Consider the following 14,217-nt stretch of genomic DNA (forward strand, 5'->3'; position numbering starts at 1 on the left):
TCCGTGACGTGTGCCTGAGGTGCCCGAGGCGATCGTTCTCGGCATGACCAGCCACCCACCCCGCACTTCCGGGTTCCACGCCCTGCGCAGCCGCGCCCGCACCGCCGCCGCCGCGACCGGCGTCGCCGCCGTGCTGCTCACCGGCGGCCTCGTCGCCGGCATCGTCACCGACCAGTCGTCGTCCGCCTCCGGCGGCACCGGCACGACGTCCGACACCACCGGCACCGGCGGCACGACCACGAACGGCGGCGCCACCACCGACGACGGCACGACCCACGACGGCACCACCGACGACGGCACGACGAACGGCGGAAGCCGGCAGGGACAGCAGGGTCAGCTCGGCACCACCGACCAGAACGGCACCGCTCAGGGCGGGAGCAACGGGTCATGACCGCCGTGCTCACCCCCGCCACCCGCGAGAGCACCGCGTGGAGCTGCACCGTGCGCCTCGTGGTCACCGACCCGCGGGTGCTCGCCGCCGCCGGGCGCGACCTGGACGGCCTGCTCGACCGTGTCGACGCCGTCGCCAGCCGGTTCCGCGCCGACTCGGCGCTGTCGCTGGCCAACCACCACGCCGGGCGTCCCGTGCCCGTCCCGAAGCTGCTCGCCGACCTCGTCGCGGCAGCCCTCGACGCCGCCGCCACCACCGACGGCAGCGTCGACCCCACTGTCGGCCTCGCGATGCGCCGCCTCGGTTACGACCGGGACGTCGCCGAGCTCCGTGCCGGTTCCGGCACGGAACGCCCCGTCACCGCCACCACCCACCCAGGACGGTGGCGGGACGTGCGGCTGCATCGCGAGGCCGGCCTGATCACCGTGCCGCGCGGCACCGCCCTCGACCTCGGTGCCACCGCCAAGGCGTGGACGGCCGACCGGGCCGCGCAGCTGATCGCCGCGCGGCACCACTGCGGCGTGCTCGTCGAGCTCGGCGGCGACATCGCCGTCGCCGGCCACCACCCGGACGGGTGGGTCGTCCGCGTCGCCGAGCACGCCGGCGGCAACGGCCAGCTGGTGCGGCTGCGCAGCGGCGGGCTCACGACGTCGACCACGACCGTCCGCACCTGGACGCAGGCCGGGCGCACCGTGCACCACATCGTCGACCCGGCCACGGGCGCCCCGGTGAACGGTCCGTGGCGCACCGCCACTGTCGCCGCCGGCTCGGCGCTCGCGGCCAACACCGCGAGCACGGCCGCGATCGTGAAGGGTGCCGGCGCCCGTGAGTGGCTGCGCGCTCGCGGGCACGCCGTCCGGCTCGTCGACCAGGGCGGCACCGTGCTCACGCTCGGCGGCTGGCCCGCGCTGCCCGTGGCGGGTGAGGCGTCGTGACCACGTGGTACATCGCCCGGGGCGCCGGCCTGGCCGCGCTCGTGCTGCTGACCATGACCACTGCGCTCGGCGCACTGGGGTCACGCCGGACCACCGCTCCCGGACGCCGCTACGTGCTGCAGTACGTGCACCGTGCCGCGGCCGGCCTCGGGCTGATCACCCTCGGCCTGCACCTGGTGACGATCCTGATGGACCCGTTCGCCGAGGTCGGCTGGCGCGGTGCGCTCGTGCCGTTCGCGTCCGGTTACCGGCCCGCCTGGATCGCACTGGGCACCGTCGCCGTCTACCTGATGCTGGGCGTCGCCGCGCTCGGGCTGGCCCGGGGCCGCCTGGCCGCGAGCCAGCGGGCGACACGCACCTGGCGCGGGCTGCACGCGCTCGGCTACGCCGCCTGGGCCGCCGCGGCCGCGCACGGTTTCACGTCCGGCAGCGACAGCTCCGCCGGGTGGGTGCGGTTGATCTACGTCGCCTGCATCGCCGCGGTCGCGACCGCCGTCACCACCCGTCTGGCCACCCGTCCCGTGCGCACGTCCGACGGCCTGCTCGTCCGCCCCGCCCGAACCACCGGACACCTGGAAGGAGCCGTGCGATGACCGCGCTGCTCGCCCGCACCCCACCGCTGGACACCTCCGTCTGGACGGTCGGTGCACCTCGCCTGCTCGCCGGGCTCGACACCGCCCCGCGGCTCGACCGCGCGGCTCACCTGCGCGCCCACGGTCCGTTGCCCGTGGCCGACCTGGACCGGCTGCTCGCGCTCGTCGACGCCGCCGGCATCGCCGGTCGCGGCGGCGCCGGCTTCCCCCTCGCCGCCAAGCTGCGCGCACTGCCGCCGGACGGGCCGCGCACCGTGGTCGTCAACGGCACCGAGAGCGAGCCCGCGAGCCGCAAGGACCGCACCCTGCTGCGCCGCGCGCCGCACCTGGTGCTCGACGGCGCGGTCACCATCGCCTCCGCGGTCGGGGCACGCGACGTCACCGTCGCCGTGCACGACGAGCGGACGGCCGCGAGCGTCCGGGCCGCCGTTGCCGAGCGGCACGACACCCAGCGGGTCTCGGTGCGGGTGATCGCCGGTGGCTTCGTCGCCGGCGAGGCGCGGGCCGTCGTCCGCGCGCTGCGCACCGGCATCGCGCTGCCACCCGGACGGCGCCGTCCGCCGACCGCGGACGGGACGCTGCTGTCGAACGTCGAGACGTTCGCGCAGCTCGCGGTGCTGCTGCGCCTGGGCCCGCACCGCTTCGGCGAGACCGGCACGGCGGACGAGCCGGGGACCACGCTGCTCAGCGTCGGCGGCGCCGTCGGACGTCCGGGTGTCGTCGAGGTACCGCTGGGGACGCCGCTGGGCATCGTGCTCGCCGCGGCGCACGCGGCGCCGGCCACGGCCGTGGTCACCGGGGGGTACCACGGGACGTGGCTGGCGCCGGTGTCGCAGCTGCGGCTGAGCCGCGCGGGGGTCGCCTCCGCCGGGGGCGCCTTCGGCGCCGGCGTGGTCGCGGTGGTCGGTCGCGACACCTGCGCGCTCGGCGAGCTCGCCCGCGTCACCGACTGGCTGGCCGCACAGTCGGCACGCCAGTGCGGTCCGTGCGCGTTCGGCCTGCCGGCCCTCGCCGCCGACGTGCGTGCGCTCGCCGCGGGGCACCCGTCCGGCGCCGCGGCCGCGCTGGGCCACGCCCGCGCCGTCGATCGACGCGGCGCCTGCGCACATCCCGACGGCGCCGCCCGCTTCGTCACCTCGGCCGTGCACCTGCTGCACGACGAGGCCGGCGATCACCGCAGGCACGGCGGTTGCGGACGTCCCGTGCTCGGGCACCTGCCGCTGGGGGACGCGTCGTGACCGCGCTGCAGATCGACTGGCACCGCTGCGACGGGCACGGGCTGTGCGCCGCGCTGCTGCCCGGCGTCGTGAGGCTCGACGAGTGGGGCTTCCCGGTGCTGCCCGACGGGGCCGTGCCCGATGCCGCGCTCGCCGACGCGCGCCGCGCGGCCGCCGCGTGCCCCGCCCTGGCGCTGCGACTCGAACCCGCCCCTTCCGCGCCGTCGCGCAAGGCCACCCGGTGACCGCCCTCGCCGAACCGGCCGGCGCCACCGTCCGCGCGACCGATGTCGAGATCGTCGTTCCCGTCCACAACGAGGAGACCGATCTCGCGCCCGGCGTCCGCCGGCTGCACGCCTTCCTGCGGCGGGACTTCCCGTTCGAGGCCGTCATCACGATCGCCGACAACGCCAGCACGGACGGCACCTGGGCCTGCGCGACCGCCCTGGCCGCGGAGCTCGACGGCGTGCGCGCCGTGCACCTCGACGAGAAGGGACGCGGCCGCGCCCTGAACCACGTGTGGGGCTCGAGCGAGGCCCGCGTCGTCGCGTACATGGACGTCGACCTCTCGACCGATCTCGCCGCGCTGCTGCCACTGGTGGCTCCGCTGCTGACAGGGCACAGCGACGTCGCGATCGGTTCGCGGCTGTCGCGCTCGTCGCGGGTGGTGCGCGGCCCGAAGCGGGAGTTCATCTCGCGCTCCTACAACCTGATCCTGCGCACGACGCTGCGCACACGCTTCTCGGACGCACAGTGCGGGTTCAAGGCGATGCGGACGGACATCGCCCGCGAGTTGCTGCCCCACGTCCGGGACGTCTCCTGGTTCTGGGACACCGAGCTGCTCGTGCTCGCCGAACGCAGCGGCCTGCGCATCGCCGAGGTGCCCGTCGACTGGGTCGACGATCCCGACAGCCGCGTCGACATCGTCGCCACTGCCAAAGATGATTTGCGCGGTATCGCGCGAATCGGTCGGGCACTGGTGCGTGGGGACGTTCCGCTGTCGGACTTCCGCCGCGCGGCCGGACGGGACACCGCCGTCGCGGGCGTCCCGCCGCGGCTGACGTGGCAGGCGCTCAGCTTCGCCGCCATAGGCGCGCTGTCGACGCTGGCGTACCTCGTGCTGTTCGTGCTGCTGCGGCCCACGCTCGGCGCGCAGTCAGCGAACCTGGCCGCCCTGCTCGCCACCGCGGTCGCGAACACCGCCGCCAACCGCCGCCTGACCTTCGGCGTGCGCGGCGCCGGCCACGGCCGTCATCAACTGCAGGGGCTCGTCGTGTTCGCCGTCGGTCTTGCGCTGACCAGCGGCTCGCTGTGGGGGTTGACCCACCTCGTCACGAGCCCCGGCCGGACCCTCGAGGTGTCGGTCCTGGTCGCCGCCAATCTGCTCGCCACCGCCCTGCGCTTCGTCCTGTTCCGCGAGTGGGTCTTCGGACGCACCGCTCGCGCCACCGAGAAGACCCGGAAGGCCACCACATGACCACCTCGACGTCCCAGCCGCCCCTGCCCCCCATGCCGTCGAGTGGCGCGGAATCGGTCGACTGGCGCGATACATCGCGCCACCCGACCGGAAATCGCGCCACTCGACAGCCCTGGGGACGGAGTCGGGCGGCGCGCGCCGCGGCCGACCACCGCGCGCACCTCGCCGCACTCCTCGGCGTGACCGCGCTGCTGTACCTCGTGGACCTGTCGGCCTCGGGCTGGGCGAACCAGTACTACGCCGCCGCCGCGCAGGCGGGAAGCAAGAGCTTCACCGCGTTCCTGTTCGGCTCGCTCGACGCGTCGAACTACATCACCGTCGACAAACCCCCGGCGTCGTTGTGGGTCATGGACGTCTCCGTGTACCTGTTCGGCGTCAACTCGTGGGCGATCCTCGTGCCGCAGGCCCTCGAGGGCGTCGCCGCCGTCGCCCTGCTGTACGCGACGGTCAAGCGGGTGTCCGGGCCGTCCGCGGGCCTGCTCGCCGGCGCGGCCCTCACGTTCACCCCGGTCGCGGCGCTGATGTTCCGCTACGACAACCCGGACGCGCTGCTCGTCCTGCTCATGACCGCGGCCGCCTACGCGACCGTCCGCGCGGTCGAACAGGCCGGACCGGGATGGCTCGCCCTTGCCGGCACCTGCCTCGGCTTCGCGTTCCTCACCAAGATGCTGCAGGGCCTGCTGGTGCTGCCGGCGTTCGCGCTCGCCTACCTTGTCGCCGCGCCGACCCCGCTGCGCCGGCGCATCGTGCACCTGCTCGCCGGCGGTGCCGCGCTCGTCGTCTCGGCCGGCTGGTGGATCGCGCTCGTCGAGCTGTGGCCGGCCGGGTCACGTCCGTACGTCGGCGGCTCGACGGACAACAGCGTGCTGCAGCTCGTGTTCGGCTACAACGGCATCGGCCGGCTCACCGGGTCGGACAACAACGGTGGCGTCGGCGGCAACACCGGCGGCGGATTCTCGTCCGGCCAGACGGGCTGGGCGCGGCTGTTCGACTCCGAGATGGGATCGCAGATCAGCTTCCTGCTTCCGGCGGCACTGCTCGCGATCGGCGCGCTGGCGTGGGCGACGCGGGGACGTCCGCGCACCGATCTGCTGCGCGCCGCGACCATCGCGTGGGGTGGCTGGCTGCTGGTCACCGGTGTCGTCCTCTCCTTCGCCAGCGGCATCATCCACGCGTACTACACGGTCGCCCTCGCTCCGGCGATCGCTGCGCTCGTCGGCATGGGCGTCGCGACGTCGTGGCAGCGGCGCGACGAGCTCATCGCCCGCGTACTGAACGCGGACCTGCTCGCCGCGACCGCGTTCTGGTCGTACGCGCTGCTCGGCCGCGCCGACTGGCATCCCGAGCTGCGGTGGATCGTGCTGCTCGCCGGCGCGGCCGCCGTCGGTCTGGTCCTGGCGGGCGGACGGGTGCGCGGCGCGATCGTCGCGCCCGTGGTCGCGCTCGCGCTGCTCGTCGCACCCGCGTCGTACGCGCTGCAGACAGCGGCGACCGCCCACACCGGGGCCCTTCCCACGGCCGGACCGGCGACGTCCGCCGGCTTCGGCGGTAGGCCCGGCGGGAACCGAGGGCCCGGCGGGAACCGCGGGCCCGGAGGGAACGGCGGCGCCGGGATGCCGGGGGGCATACCGGGCGGGATTCCGGACGGCGGCTTCCCGGGCGGCACCACCAACGGCACGGGCACCACCAACGGCACGGGCACGATGCCCAGCGGCGGGCCCCGCACCACCGGTGGCGGCACCCCCGTCGGCGGGATGGGCGGCGGGATGGGCGGCGGGATGGGCGGCGGCCTCGGCGGTGCGTCCTCGGTCGACCAGGCGCTCGTGGCCGCACTGCAGAAGAACGCGGGCGACTACACCTGGGTCGCGGCGACGACGAGCGCCAACGAGGCGGCGTCGCTCGAGTTGGCGACCGGTGAATCGGTGGCCGCACTGGGCGGCTTCAACGGCACCGACGACGCGATCACCCTCGCGCGGTTCAAGGCCCTCGTCGCCGCTGGGCGGATCCACTACTACGTCGCGGACGGCCGCGGCTTCATCGGCTCGACCGACCGGTCGACGTCCACCGCGTACGCGATCCAGCAGTGGGTGACCTCGACGTTCACGTCGAGCACGATCGGCGGCTCGACGGTGTACGACCTGACCGCCGGCTGACCGCCGCGCGCGCCACGGTGCGTGGCGGCCCGAGCCCGGGTCGCCACGCACCGTCGTGTCGTGCCTGGCCCCATCCCAGCGCCGCGGGAAGCCCGTCCGGACGACGCCCCCATGGGGCCCAGCCGGCCCGGCCCGCGTGCCTGGCCCCACCACAGCGCCGCGGAAAGCCCGTCCGGACGACGCCCCCATGGGGCCCAGCCGGCCCGGCCCGCGTTCCTGGCCCCACCACAGCGCCGCGGAAGGTGCGTCCGGACGACGCCGCCATGGGGCCCAGCCGGCCCGGCCCGCGTTCCTGGCCCCACCACAGCGCCGCGGAAGGTGCGTCCGGACGACGCCGCCATGGGGCCCGGGCCGCGCCGGGCCGTCCGAACCGAGACGTTTGTCCAACTAACGCACGCTTCACATTCGGGACCTTGGTCCCGATACCTGAATCGGAGACGGTCGTTGTACCTGGTGAACCGCCGCGGACCCCCCCGATCTGCGGAGGCCCGAGGCCCGAGCAGGTCCCCCCCGAATCTGCTCGGGCCTCGTCTACGTCCGGGCCCGTGCGTCGGGGAGGGAGCGGTCAGCTGACTCCGGCGTAGGAGTGCAGGCCCTTCACGACCAGGTTCACGATGACGAAGTTGAAGATGATCGCGCCGAAGCCGGCGAGATTGATCCAGGCGGCGGCCCGGCCCTTCCAGCCGGCGGTGGCGCGGGCGTGCAGGTACCCGGCGTAGATGACCCAGACGATGAACGCCCACGTCTCCTTCGGGTCCCAGCCCCAGTACCGGCCCCAGGCGGCCTCGGCCCAGATGGCGCCGCAGATGACAGCGACCGTGTAGAGCGGGAACGAGAACGCGACGACGCGGTACGCGGCCTTGTCAAGGGTCTCCGCGGCGGGCAGGCGCTGCGCCAGGTTCGTCAGCGCGCCCGGTTGCACGACGCCGGACGCGGCGCGCTTGTCGTGCCGCGCCTTCACCAGGTAGAGCGCGGTGAGCACCGCACTCGTCATCAGCGCGCCCTCGCCGATCGAGACGAGGAAGACGTGGATCGCCAGCCAGTACGACTGCAGTGCGGGGACGAGCTTCTGCGCCTCGCCGTAGAAGATGGTGCCGGCCGCGAACATCAGCAGCAGCACCGGCAGCAGGATGAAGCCGCCGAGGTGGCGCAGCTGCGGGGCCTTCCACATCACGCCGAGGAACGCGAGCACGGCGACCAGGCCGGACACCGACGCGAACTCGTACATGTTCGACCACGGCACCGCGTCGACCGCGAGCGCGCGCACCAGGATCGAGCCGGTGTGCACGATCGCCCCGACGACGGTGACGGCGAGCGCGAACCGCCCGGCCTTGTCGGCGAACAGGCGCTTGCGGCGCGCAGGCGGGGCGGGCGGCACGGCGTCGCCCGGCAGCGGCACCGTCGTGACGGACGGTCCGCCCGAGCCGACGAGCGCCCGTTCGGCCCGCTCGCTGCTCGTGCGCGCGACCCGGCCGAACGCGTACTCGGCGATGTAGGCCACCATCGCGAGCGCGTACACCGCGATCGCGGTGGTGAACAGCGTGTCGGACAGGTGGGCCATGCGGCCGTTGATGCCCTCGGCGAGAAGCACTGTCGGTGTCACTGTCGTTCCCTTCCGCTGCCGACCGCGTCCGGTTCGGGAACGCTGTCGTGCGAGCCGTCGGACGGCGCGGCCCGCGTGCCGGCACCCTGCAGTCGCTGCAGCAACGCCTCGAACTCGGACGTGAAGTTGCCGGAATCGCTGCGGGCGAGGCCGCCGACAGTGACCACGGTAGGCGATCCGCCGCTGTCGCCGCCCGACGGGGTGACGCGGATCCAGAGCCGCCGACGGCGGACGCCGAGCGACAGCGCGAGCCCGATGACCATCGCGCCGGCGCCCACGAGCAACCAGCTCTGCGCCGGGTCGTGCGAGACCTGCAGGCTGGCCCACTGCTTCCAGCCGTCGAACGTGATGCGGACGCCGTTGGCGAGCGTTCGGCTCTCGCCCTGCCGCAGGTTGATGGCCCCGATCCGCTTGAGGCCGTCGGTCTTCAGCGAGTACACCGACTCGGGCTCGCCGTTGGGATTGATCGTGCCCTGGTAGACGAACATGCCCAGGACGGGGTTCTTCGCGACCGGCGACGTCGAGGTGAAGACGTTCGGGGACGTCTCGGCCGGGGTGGGAGCGAAGAACGCCGAGATACCGATGTCCTGCCGGGTGTCGGCCGGCCCGTCGAGCTTGAACGCGCCCTCGGAGTAGTAGGTCGTCCCGTTGGTCGGCAGGAAGTTCTGCGTCACCGACCGGCGGACGGTGCCGTCGGGCATGCGGACGGTGATGGTGGGCGCGAAGCCGTGGTTGATCAGGTACACGCGGTCGCCGTCGAGCCGCAGCGGGTTGTTGACGGTGATCGTCGCGTCCTTCGGCGCCGCGGTGCGGGGCGAGCGGTATGTGACGTCGGCGCGGTACGAGGTCGGCGCGCCGTCGGTGTACTGCGCGCTGAACTTGTCCAGCTTGCTGATGCAGAACGGGCCGGGCTGCACGTCACCCGATGCGGCGAGCCGCCCGGGACGCCATTCGTCGTACTGGGTGATCGTGTTGCAGAAGCCGGTGCCCTCGGTGACGACGACGCTGCCCTCGTAGTTGTAGAGCCGTCCGACGGCGACGAGCAGCAGTGAGACGAGCAGCGCCACGTGGAACAGCAGGTTGCCGGCCTCGCGGGAGTAGCCCTTCTCGGCCGACAGCGTCGTCGCGCCCGACTTCTCCGTCCGCCGTTCGACGCGCCAGCGGCGACCCAGCACCTCGCGCGCGGCGTCGGTGTACTCGACGGCGGGCACCGACGTCTCGAACCGGGCGGCCTCGGGCAGCTTGCTCAGGTGCCGCGGCGCGGGCAGCGGTCGGCGGCGCAGCGAGCGGGCGTAGACGCGGATGCGCGGGATCAGGCAGCCCACGAGCGAGACGAACAGCAGCAGGTAGATCGCCGCGAACCACACCGACCCGAACACGTCGAACATGCCGAGCCGGTCGAGGAAACGTCCCCAGCCACCGTGGTCCCTCAGGTACTCGTCCACCGGTCCGTTGCCCAGCGGACGCTGCGGCAGCAGCGACCCGGGCACCGCGGCGACCGCGAGCAGGAACAGCAGGATCAGCGCCGTCCGCATGCTCGTGAGCGAGCGCCAGGAGCGCCGCAGGACGGGGATCACACCTGCACCCCGGCGTCGTTCGGGACGCTCGTCTTCAGCTGGATCATCAGCTCGTTCCACAGGCCGCTGACCAGCAGGACCCCGATGACGATGAGCAGCGCACCACCGATGCCGCTGATGACGCGGCGGTGGCGGCGGACGAACGCCAGGGCGGACGACATCCAGCCGAAGCCCGCGGCCACGAGCAGGAACGGGATGCCGAGCCCCAGGCAGTAGAAGAGGGTGAGCAACGCGCCGCGTCCGGCCGAGCCCTCGGTGAGCGCGAGCGTGAAGACGGTGGTGAACGTCGGCGTCAGACAGGGCGTCCAGGCCAGGCCGAAGCCGAGCCCGAGCAGCGGGGCGCCGAGCAGACCGGCGCGGGGCAGGCGGTGGAACTTGACCTCGCGCTGCAGGAACCCGAACCCGCCGAGGAAGACGACACCCAGGACGATGGTCACGACGCCGAAGACGCGCTCGAGCGCCTGCTGGTGCTCGCGGACGAACCCGCCGACGCTGCCGAACAACGTCCCCTGGGTGACGAGCACGGCGCTGAAGCCGAGCACGAACAGGAACGCACCGAGCAGCATGCGGCGCTGGCTCGGCTTCTCGGAGTCACCCGACAGCCCGGCGACGTAGGAGAGGTAACCCGGCACGAGCGGCAGCACGCACGGCGAGAGGAAACCGATGACGCCGACGAGCAGCGCGACGCCGGCGGCGACGACGAGCGGACCCGTCTCGACCGTGCCCGACAGGCCGCCCTCGGCGAGGATCATCAGCCCTCCGCGCGCAGCTTCGCGACGGCGCGGTTGAGGTCGACGGGCGAGTAGCGGCCGATGTAGACGGCGGCGACCTCGCCACGGCCGTCGACGAGGACGGTGAACGGCAGGCTGCCCGGGATGTTGCCGAGGTCGGCGGCGACGTCACCGGGCTGGTCGTAGACGCTCGGGAAGGTCACCTTGTTGCCCTGCAGGAACGACTTCGCGGCGTCCCGGTCGTCCTTGGTGTTGACCCCGAGCAGGGTCACGCCCTTCGACGCGAGCTGCTTCTCGTCGTCCTGCAGCGAGGGCATCTCGACCCGGCACGGACCGCACCACGACGCCCAGAACGGCATCACGACGATCTTGCCCTTGCGCGAGGCGAGGGTGGTCGACCCGCCGTCGAGCAGCTGCGCCTCGATGGCCGGCGCGGGCTTGCGGTCGGCCTTCGGGATGACGGAGCCGATCTTGGTCGCGCCGTCGAAGGAGTAGGTCTTGGAGTCACTGCTGTCGCTCGTGCACGCGGCGAGCGTCAGCGTGGTGCCCGCCGCGCAGACCAGGGCGGCGAGACGGTGGACCAGGCGTCGCTTCATCGTCGTCCAGTGTGCGTCATCGGCGGTCGCGGACGGTCGCCGGGTTCAGCAGCTGTGAAGGCGATGACCCCCGGCTGTCAAGCCCCCGCGCCGTGGCCGGCGGGCAGGTTCGCCGCCGGCTCGTGGTAGTCGACGCGGACGACGACGTCGCCGTCGAACACCAGCGACGTGACGGACGCCAGCGAGCACCGACGGCGCCGCGGGTCGTGCGCCAGGCGCTGGCCCTGAGCCCGCCGTGCGGCGCAGACGACGGGCAACTGGTGGCTCACGCAGACGGCCTCGGGCGCGTCCGCCCGGACGGCTTCGGCGCGGGCGCTGCGCGCGGCCGCGAGCATGCGGTCGGCGATCTCGGTGTACGGCTCGCCCCACGAGGGGCGCAGCGGGTTACGGAAGTTCCACCACATGCGGGGGTCGCGGAACAGGTTCTTGCCCCCGGCCACCGGCCGTCCCTCGAGCTTGTTGCCGGCCTCGATGAGTCGCTCGTCCGTGGCGATCGCGAGTCCGGTGCGCTCGGCGAGCGGGGCGGCGGTCTCCTGCGCCCGCTGCAGCGGGGAGGCGACGAGATACCCGATCGGACGGGCGGCGAGCCACTCGGCGGCCGCGACGGCCTGCCGCCGCCCGAGGTCGCTGAGCCGGAAGCCGGGCAGGCGGCCGTAGAGCACACCCTCGGGGTTGTGCACCTCGCCGTGGCGCAGCAGATGGACGGTCACGAGATCGGGCACCCCGGCATGGTCCCAAACGGTTGGTGCGACCGCGCGGCGTCCCCACCGACCGGACGGACCATGTCGGCCACCGGCGCTACCGTCCGGCCATGAGCCTGTCCGGAGACGAACTGCTCGCCCATGTGCGGTCCGAGTCGCTGCACTTCCTGACGCTGCTGCGTGACGCCGACCCCGCCGCGCCGGTGCCGACGTGCCCCGACTGGACGGCCGGCGACCTGCTCTGGCACCTCACCGACGTGCACTGGTTCTGGGCCACCCTGGTCGCGAACGGCGTCACCGACGGCGACGCGATCGAGCAGCTCGAGGCGGCCGCCCCGGCCCGTCCCGGCGACCACGCCGACCTCGCGCAGCGGTTCGAGCAGGCCACCGACGACCTGCTCGGCGCCCTGTCGGCCGCCGACGACGCCACCCCGGTCTGGACGTGGGCACCCGAGCAGACGGTCGGCTTCGTGCGGCGCTGGCAGGCGCACGAGGCGTTGATGCACCGCGTCGACGCCGAGTCGGTCGCGGGCACGTTCGCTCCGCTGCCCACCGAGCTCGCCGACGACGGCGTCGAGGTGGTGCTGCGCTACTCGAAGGCGTGGCGTCCCGGCTGGGCCGGCTGGCAGCTGTCAGATGCCGTCGGCCGCGTCCACGCCACCGACACCGGCTCCGAGCACCTCGTCCGGCTCGGGGCCTGGTCGGGCACGTCACCCGACACCGCGAAGACCTACCGGGCGGTGCCGGCGCTCGACCTCGTCCCGGCGGGCGACCCGACGTTCACCGTCGCCGCACCCGCCGCCGACCTCGACGCCTGGTTGTGGAACCGGCCCGGCCACGGCGGCGTCGACACCGCGGGCGACGCCTCACATCTCGAACAGTTCCGCGAGCTGGTCAGCGCGGGGGTGCAGTAGCGGCGGCCGCGGCCTTCGCCGCGCCGGGCAGCGCGGCCTCGATCACGCCGAGCGCGTCGGCGTCGATCGCCGCGTTCACGAACCAGGCCTCGAAGGCGCTCGGCGGCAGGTAGACGCCGGCGTCGAGCATGGCGTGGAAGAACGCCCGGTAGCGCCAGGTCTCGGCCGCCTGCGCCGCGGCGAAGTCGCGCACCGGACGGTCGGCGAAGAAGATCGAGAAGAAGTTGCCGGCGTACTGCAGCTGGTGCGTGACACCCTCGGCGCTCAGCGCGGCCGAGGCCAGCTGTCCGATGAGGCGGGCGTTCTCGTCGAGCGCCCGGTACGTCGACTCGTCCGCCGTGCGCAGCGTCGCGAGGCCGGCCGCCACGGCCACCGGGTTCCCCGACAGCGTGCCCGCCTGATACACCGGCCCGGCCGGCGCGAGCTTGGCCATGACGTCCGCCCGTCCGCCGAACGCCGCGGCAGGCAGCCCGCCGGACATCACCTTGCCGAACGTGAACAGGTCGGCGTCGACGGCGTCGAGGCCGTACCACCCTGCGGACGAGACCCGGAACCCCGTCATGACCTCGTCCATGATCAGCAGGGCGCCGTGCTTGAACGTGATTTCGCGCAGTCCTGCGTTGAATCCGTCGACGGGGGCGATCGCGCCCATGTTGCCGGCGGCGGCCTCGGTGATGACGCACGCGATGTCGGCACCGTTCTCGGCGAAGCACTGCTCGACGGCGTCGAGGTCGTTGTACGGCAGCACGATCGTCTCGGCGGTCTGCGCGCCGGTGACTCCGGGGGTGTCGGGCAGGCCGTGGGTGACGACGCCCGACCCCGCCGACGCGAGCAACGCGTCGACGTGGCCGTGGTAGCAGCCGGCGAACTTGACGACGCGGTGGCGTCCGGTGAAACCGCGGGCCAGGCGGACGGCCGACATCGTCGCCTCGGTGCCGGAGTTGACCAACCGCACCTGCTGCACCGGCGCGATGCGGTTCACGATCTCCTCGGCCAGCTCGATCTCGCCCTCGGTGGGCGTGCCGAACGACAACCCGGACGAGGCCGCCCGCTGCACCGCCTCGACGACCGCCGGGTGCGCGTGACCGAGGATCATCGGCCCCCACGACGACACCAGGTCGACGTACCGGTTGCCGTCGGCGTCGGTCAGGTGGGCACCCTGCCCGCTCACCATGAACCGGGGCGTGCCGCCGACCGCGCGGAAGGCGCGGACGGGCGAGTTCACCCCACCCGGGATGACGCGCTGGGCGCGCTCGAACAGCTCGGCGGAAACAGGTGCGTCGCTCACCGCTCCACTGTGCCAAACGTGTCACCGGAGCGACCGCGCGC

General features: G+C 73.6%; 14 protein-coding genes. 8 read left to right on the forward strand and 6 right to left on the reverse strand.

Translation table 11 applies throughout. The annotated features are described in order from the left end of the window. The first annotated feature begins 43 nt into the window (after positions 1 to 43). The 7 genes from ACYVP9_RS10295 (at position 44) to ACYVP9_RS10325 (ending at position 6,766) form a co-directional block, all read left to right on the forward strand. Positions 44 to 391 carry a hypothetical protein gene (locus ACYVP9_RS10295; RefSeq protein WP_460604712.1) on the forward strand — a complete coding sequence of 116 codons (348 nt, stop codon included), beginning with the start codon at positions 44 to 46 and terminating at the stop codon, positions 389 to 391. Continuing rightward, positions 388 to 1,326, forward strand: a complete 939-nt coding sequence (locus ACYVP9_RS10300; protein WP_460604713.1) for an FAD:protein FMN transferase — start codon at positions 388 to 390, stop codon at positions 1,324 to 1,326. The genes ACYVP9_RS10295 and ACYVP9_RS10300 overlap by 4 nt, the downstream gene beginning before the upstream one ends. Further along, entirely contained in the window at positions 1,323 to 1,919 is a 597-nt protein-coding gene (locus ACYVP9_RS10305) for a ferric reductase (protein ID WP_460604714.1), read from the forward strand. The genes ACYVP9_RS10300 and ACYVP9_RS10305 overlap by 4 nt, the downstream gene beginning before the upstream one ends. Then, a complete protein-coding gene (locus ACYVP9_RS10310) occupies positions 1,916 to 3,157 on the forward strand; it encodes an NADH-ubiquinone oxidoreductase-F iron-sulfur binding region domain-containing protein (RefSeq protein WP_460604715.1) in 1,242 nt (413 codons plus the stop codon). The genes ACYVP9_RS10305 and ACYVP9_RS10310 overlap by 4 nt, the downstream gene beginning before the upstream one ends. Next, complete coding sequence (locus tag ACYVP9_RS10315; protein WP_460604716.1) at positions 3,154 to 3,381, forward strand: ferredoxin; 228 nt, start codon at positions 3,154 to 3,156, stop codon at positions 3,379 to 3,381. The genes ACYVP9_RS10310 and ACYVP9_RS10315 overlap by 4 nt, the downstream gene beginning before the upstream one ends. Beyond that, positions 3,378 to 4,613 (forward strand): glycosyltransferase, encoded by a 1,236-nt coding sequence (locus ACYVP9_RS10320; RefSeq protein WP_460604717.1) that lies wholly within the window; start codon positions 3,378 to 3,380, stop codon positions 4,611 to 4,613. The genes ACYVP9_RS10315 and ACYVP9_RS10320 overlap by 4 nt, the downstream gene beginning before the upstream one ends. Positions 4,614 to 4,792: 179 nt before the next feature. Continuing rightward, entirely contained in the window at positions 4,793 to 6,766 is a 1,974-nt protein-coding gene (locus ACYVP9_RS10325) for a glycosyltransferase family 39 protein (protein ID WP_460604718.1), read from the forward strand. Between the two features lie 565 nt (positions 6,767 to 7,331). Here ACYVP9_RS10325 and ccsB read toward each other — a convergent pair. The 5 genes from ccsB to ACYVP9_RS10350 form a co-directional block, all read right to left on the reverse strand. Beyond that, positions 7,332 to 8,369 (reverse strand): cytochrome c biogenesis protein, encoded by a 1,038-nt coding sequence (gene ccsB, locus ACYVP9_RS10330; protein ID WP_460604719.1) that lies wholly within the window; start codon positions 8,367 to 8,369, stop codon positions 7,332 to 7,334. After that, positions 8,366 to 9,946: a cytochrome c biogenesis protein ResB gene (resB, locus tag ACYVP9_RS10335; protein ID WP_460604720.1), complete on the reverse strand. Its 1,581-nt coding sequence runs from the start codon at positions 9,944 to 9,946 to the stop codon at positions 8,366 to 8,368. The genes ccsB and resB overlap by 4 nt, the downstream gene beginning before the upstream one ends. Next, positions 9,943 to 10,698 carry a cytochrome c biogenesis CcdA family protein gene (locus ACYVP9_RS10340; protein WP_460604721.1) on the reverse strand — a complete coding sequence of 252 codons (756 nt, stop codon included), beginning with the start codon at positions 10,696 to 10,698 and terminating at the stop codon, positions 9,943 to 9,945. The genes resB and ACYVP9_RS10340 overlap by 4 nt, the downstream gene beginning before the upstream one ends. Then, entirely contained in the window at positions 10,698 to 11,273 is a 576-nt protein-coding gene (locus tag ACYVP9_RS10345) for a TlpA family protein disulfide reductase (protein ID WP_460604722.1), read from the reverse strand. The genes ACYVP9_RS10340 and ACYVP9_RS10345 overlap by 1 nt, the downstream gene beginning before the upstream one ends. Before the next feature lie 77 nt (positions 11,274 to 11,350). After that, positions 11,351 to 11,995 carry a histidine phosphatase family protein gene (locus ACYVP9_RS10350; protein WP_460604723.1) on the reverse strand — a complete coding sequence of 215 codons (645 nt, stop codon included), beginning with the start codon at positions 11,993 to 11,995 and terminating at the stop codon, positions 11,351 to 11,353. Positions 11,996 to 12,084: 89 nt separating this feature from the next. On the opposite strand from ACYVP9_RS10350, the gene ACYVP9_RS10355 reads away from it, so the two are divergent. Next, positions 12,085 to 12,888: a maleylpyruvate isomerase N-terminal domain-containing protein gene (locus ACYVP9_RS10355; RefSeq protein WP_460604724.1), complete on the forward strand. Its 804-nt coding sequence runs from the start codon at positions 12,085 to 12,087 to the stop codon at positions 12,886 to 12,888. Here the strand turns inward: ACYVP9_RS10355 and hemL are convergent. Further along, positions 12,869 to 14,176: a glutamate-1-semialdehyde 2,1-aminomutase gene (gene hemL / locus ACYVP9_RS10360; protein WP_460604725.1), complete on the reverse strand. Its 1,308-nt coding sequence runs from the start codon at positions 14,174 to 14,176 to the stop codon at positions 12,869 to 12,871. The genes ACYVP9_RS10355 and hemL overlap by 20 nt on opposite strands. Positions 14,177 to 14,217: the final 41 nt, after the last annotated feature.

The sequence above is a fragment of the Jatrophihabitans fulvus genome, assembly GCF_054781375.1.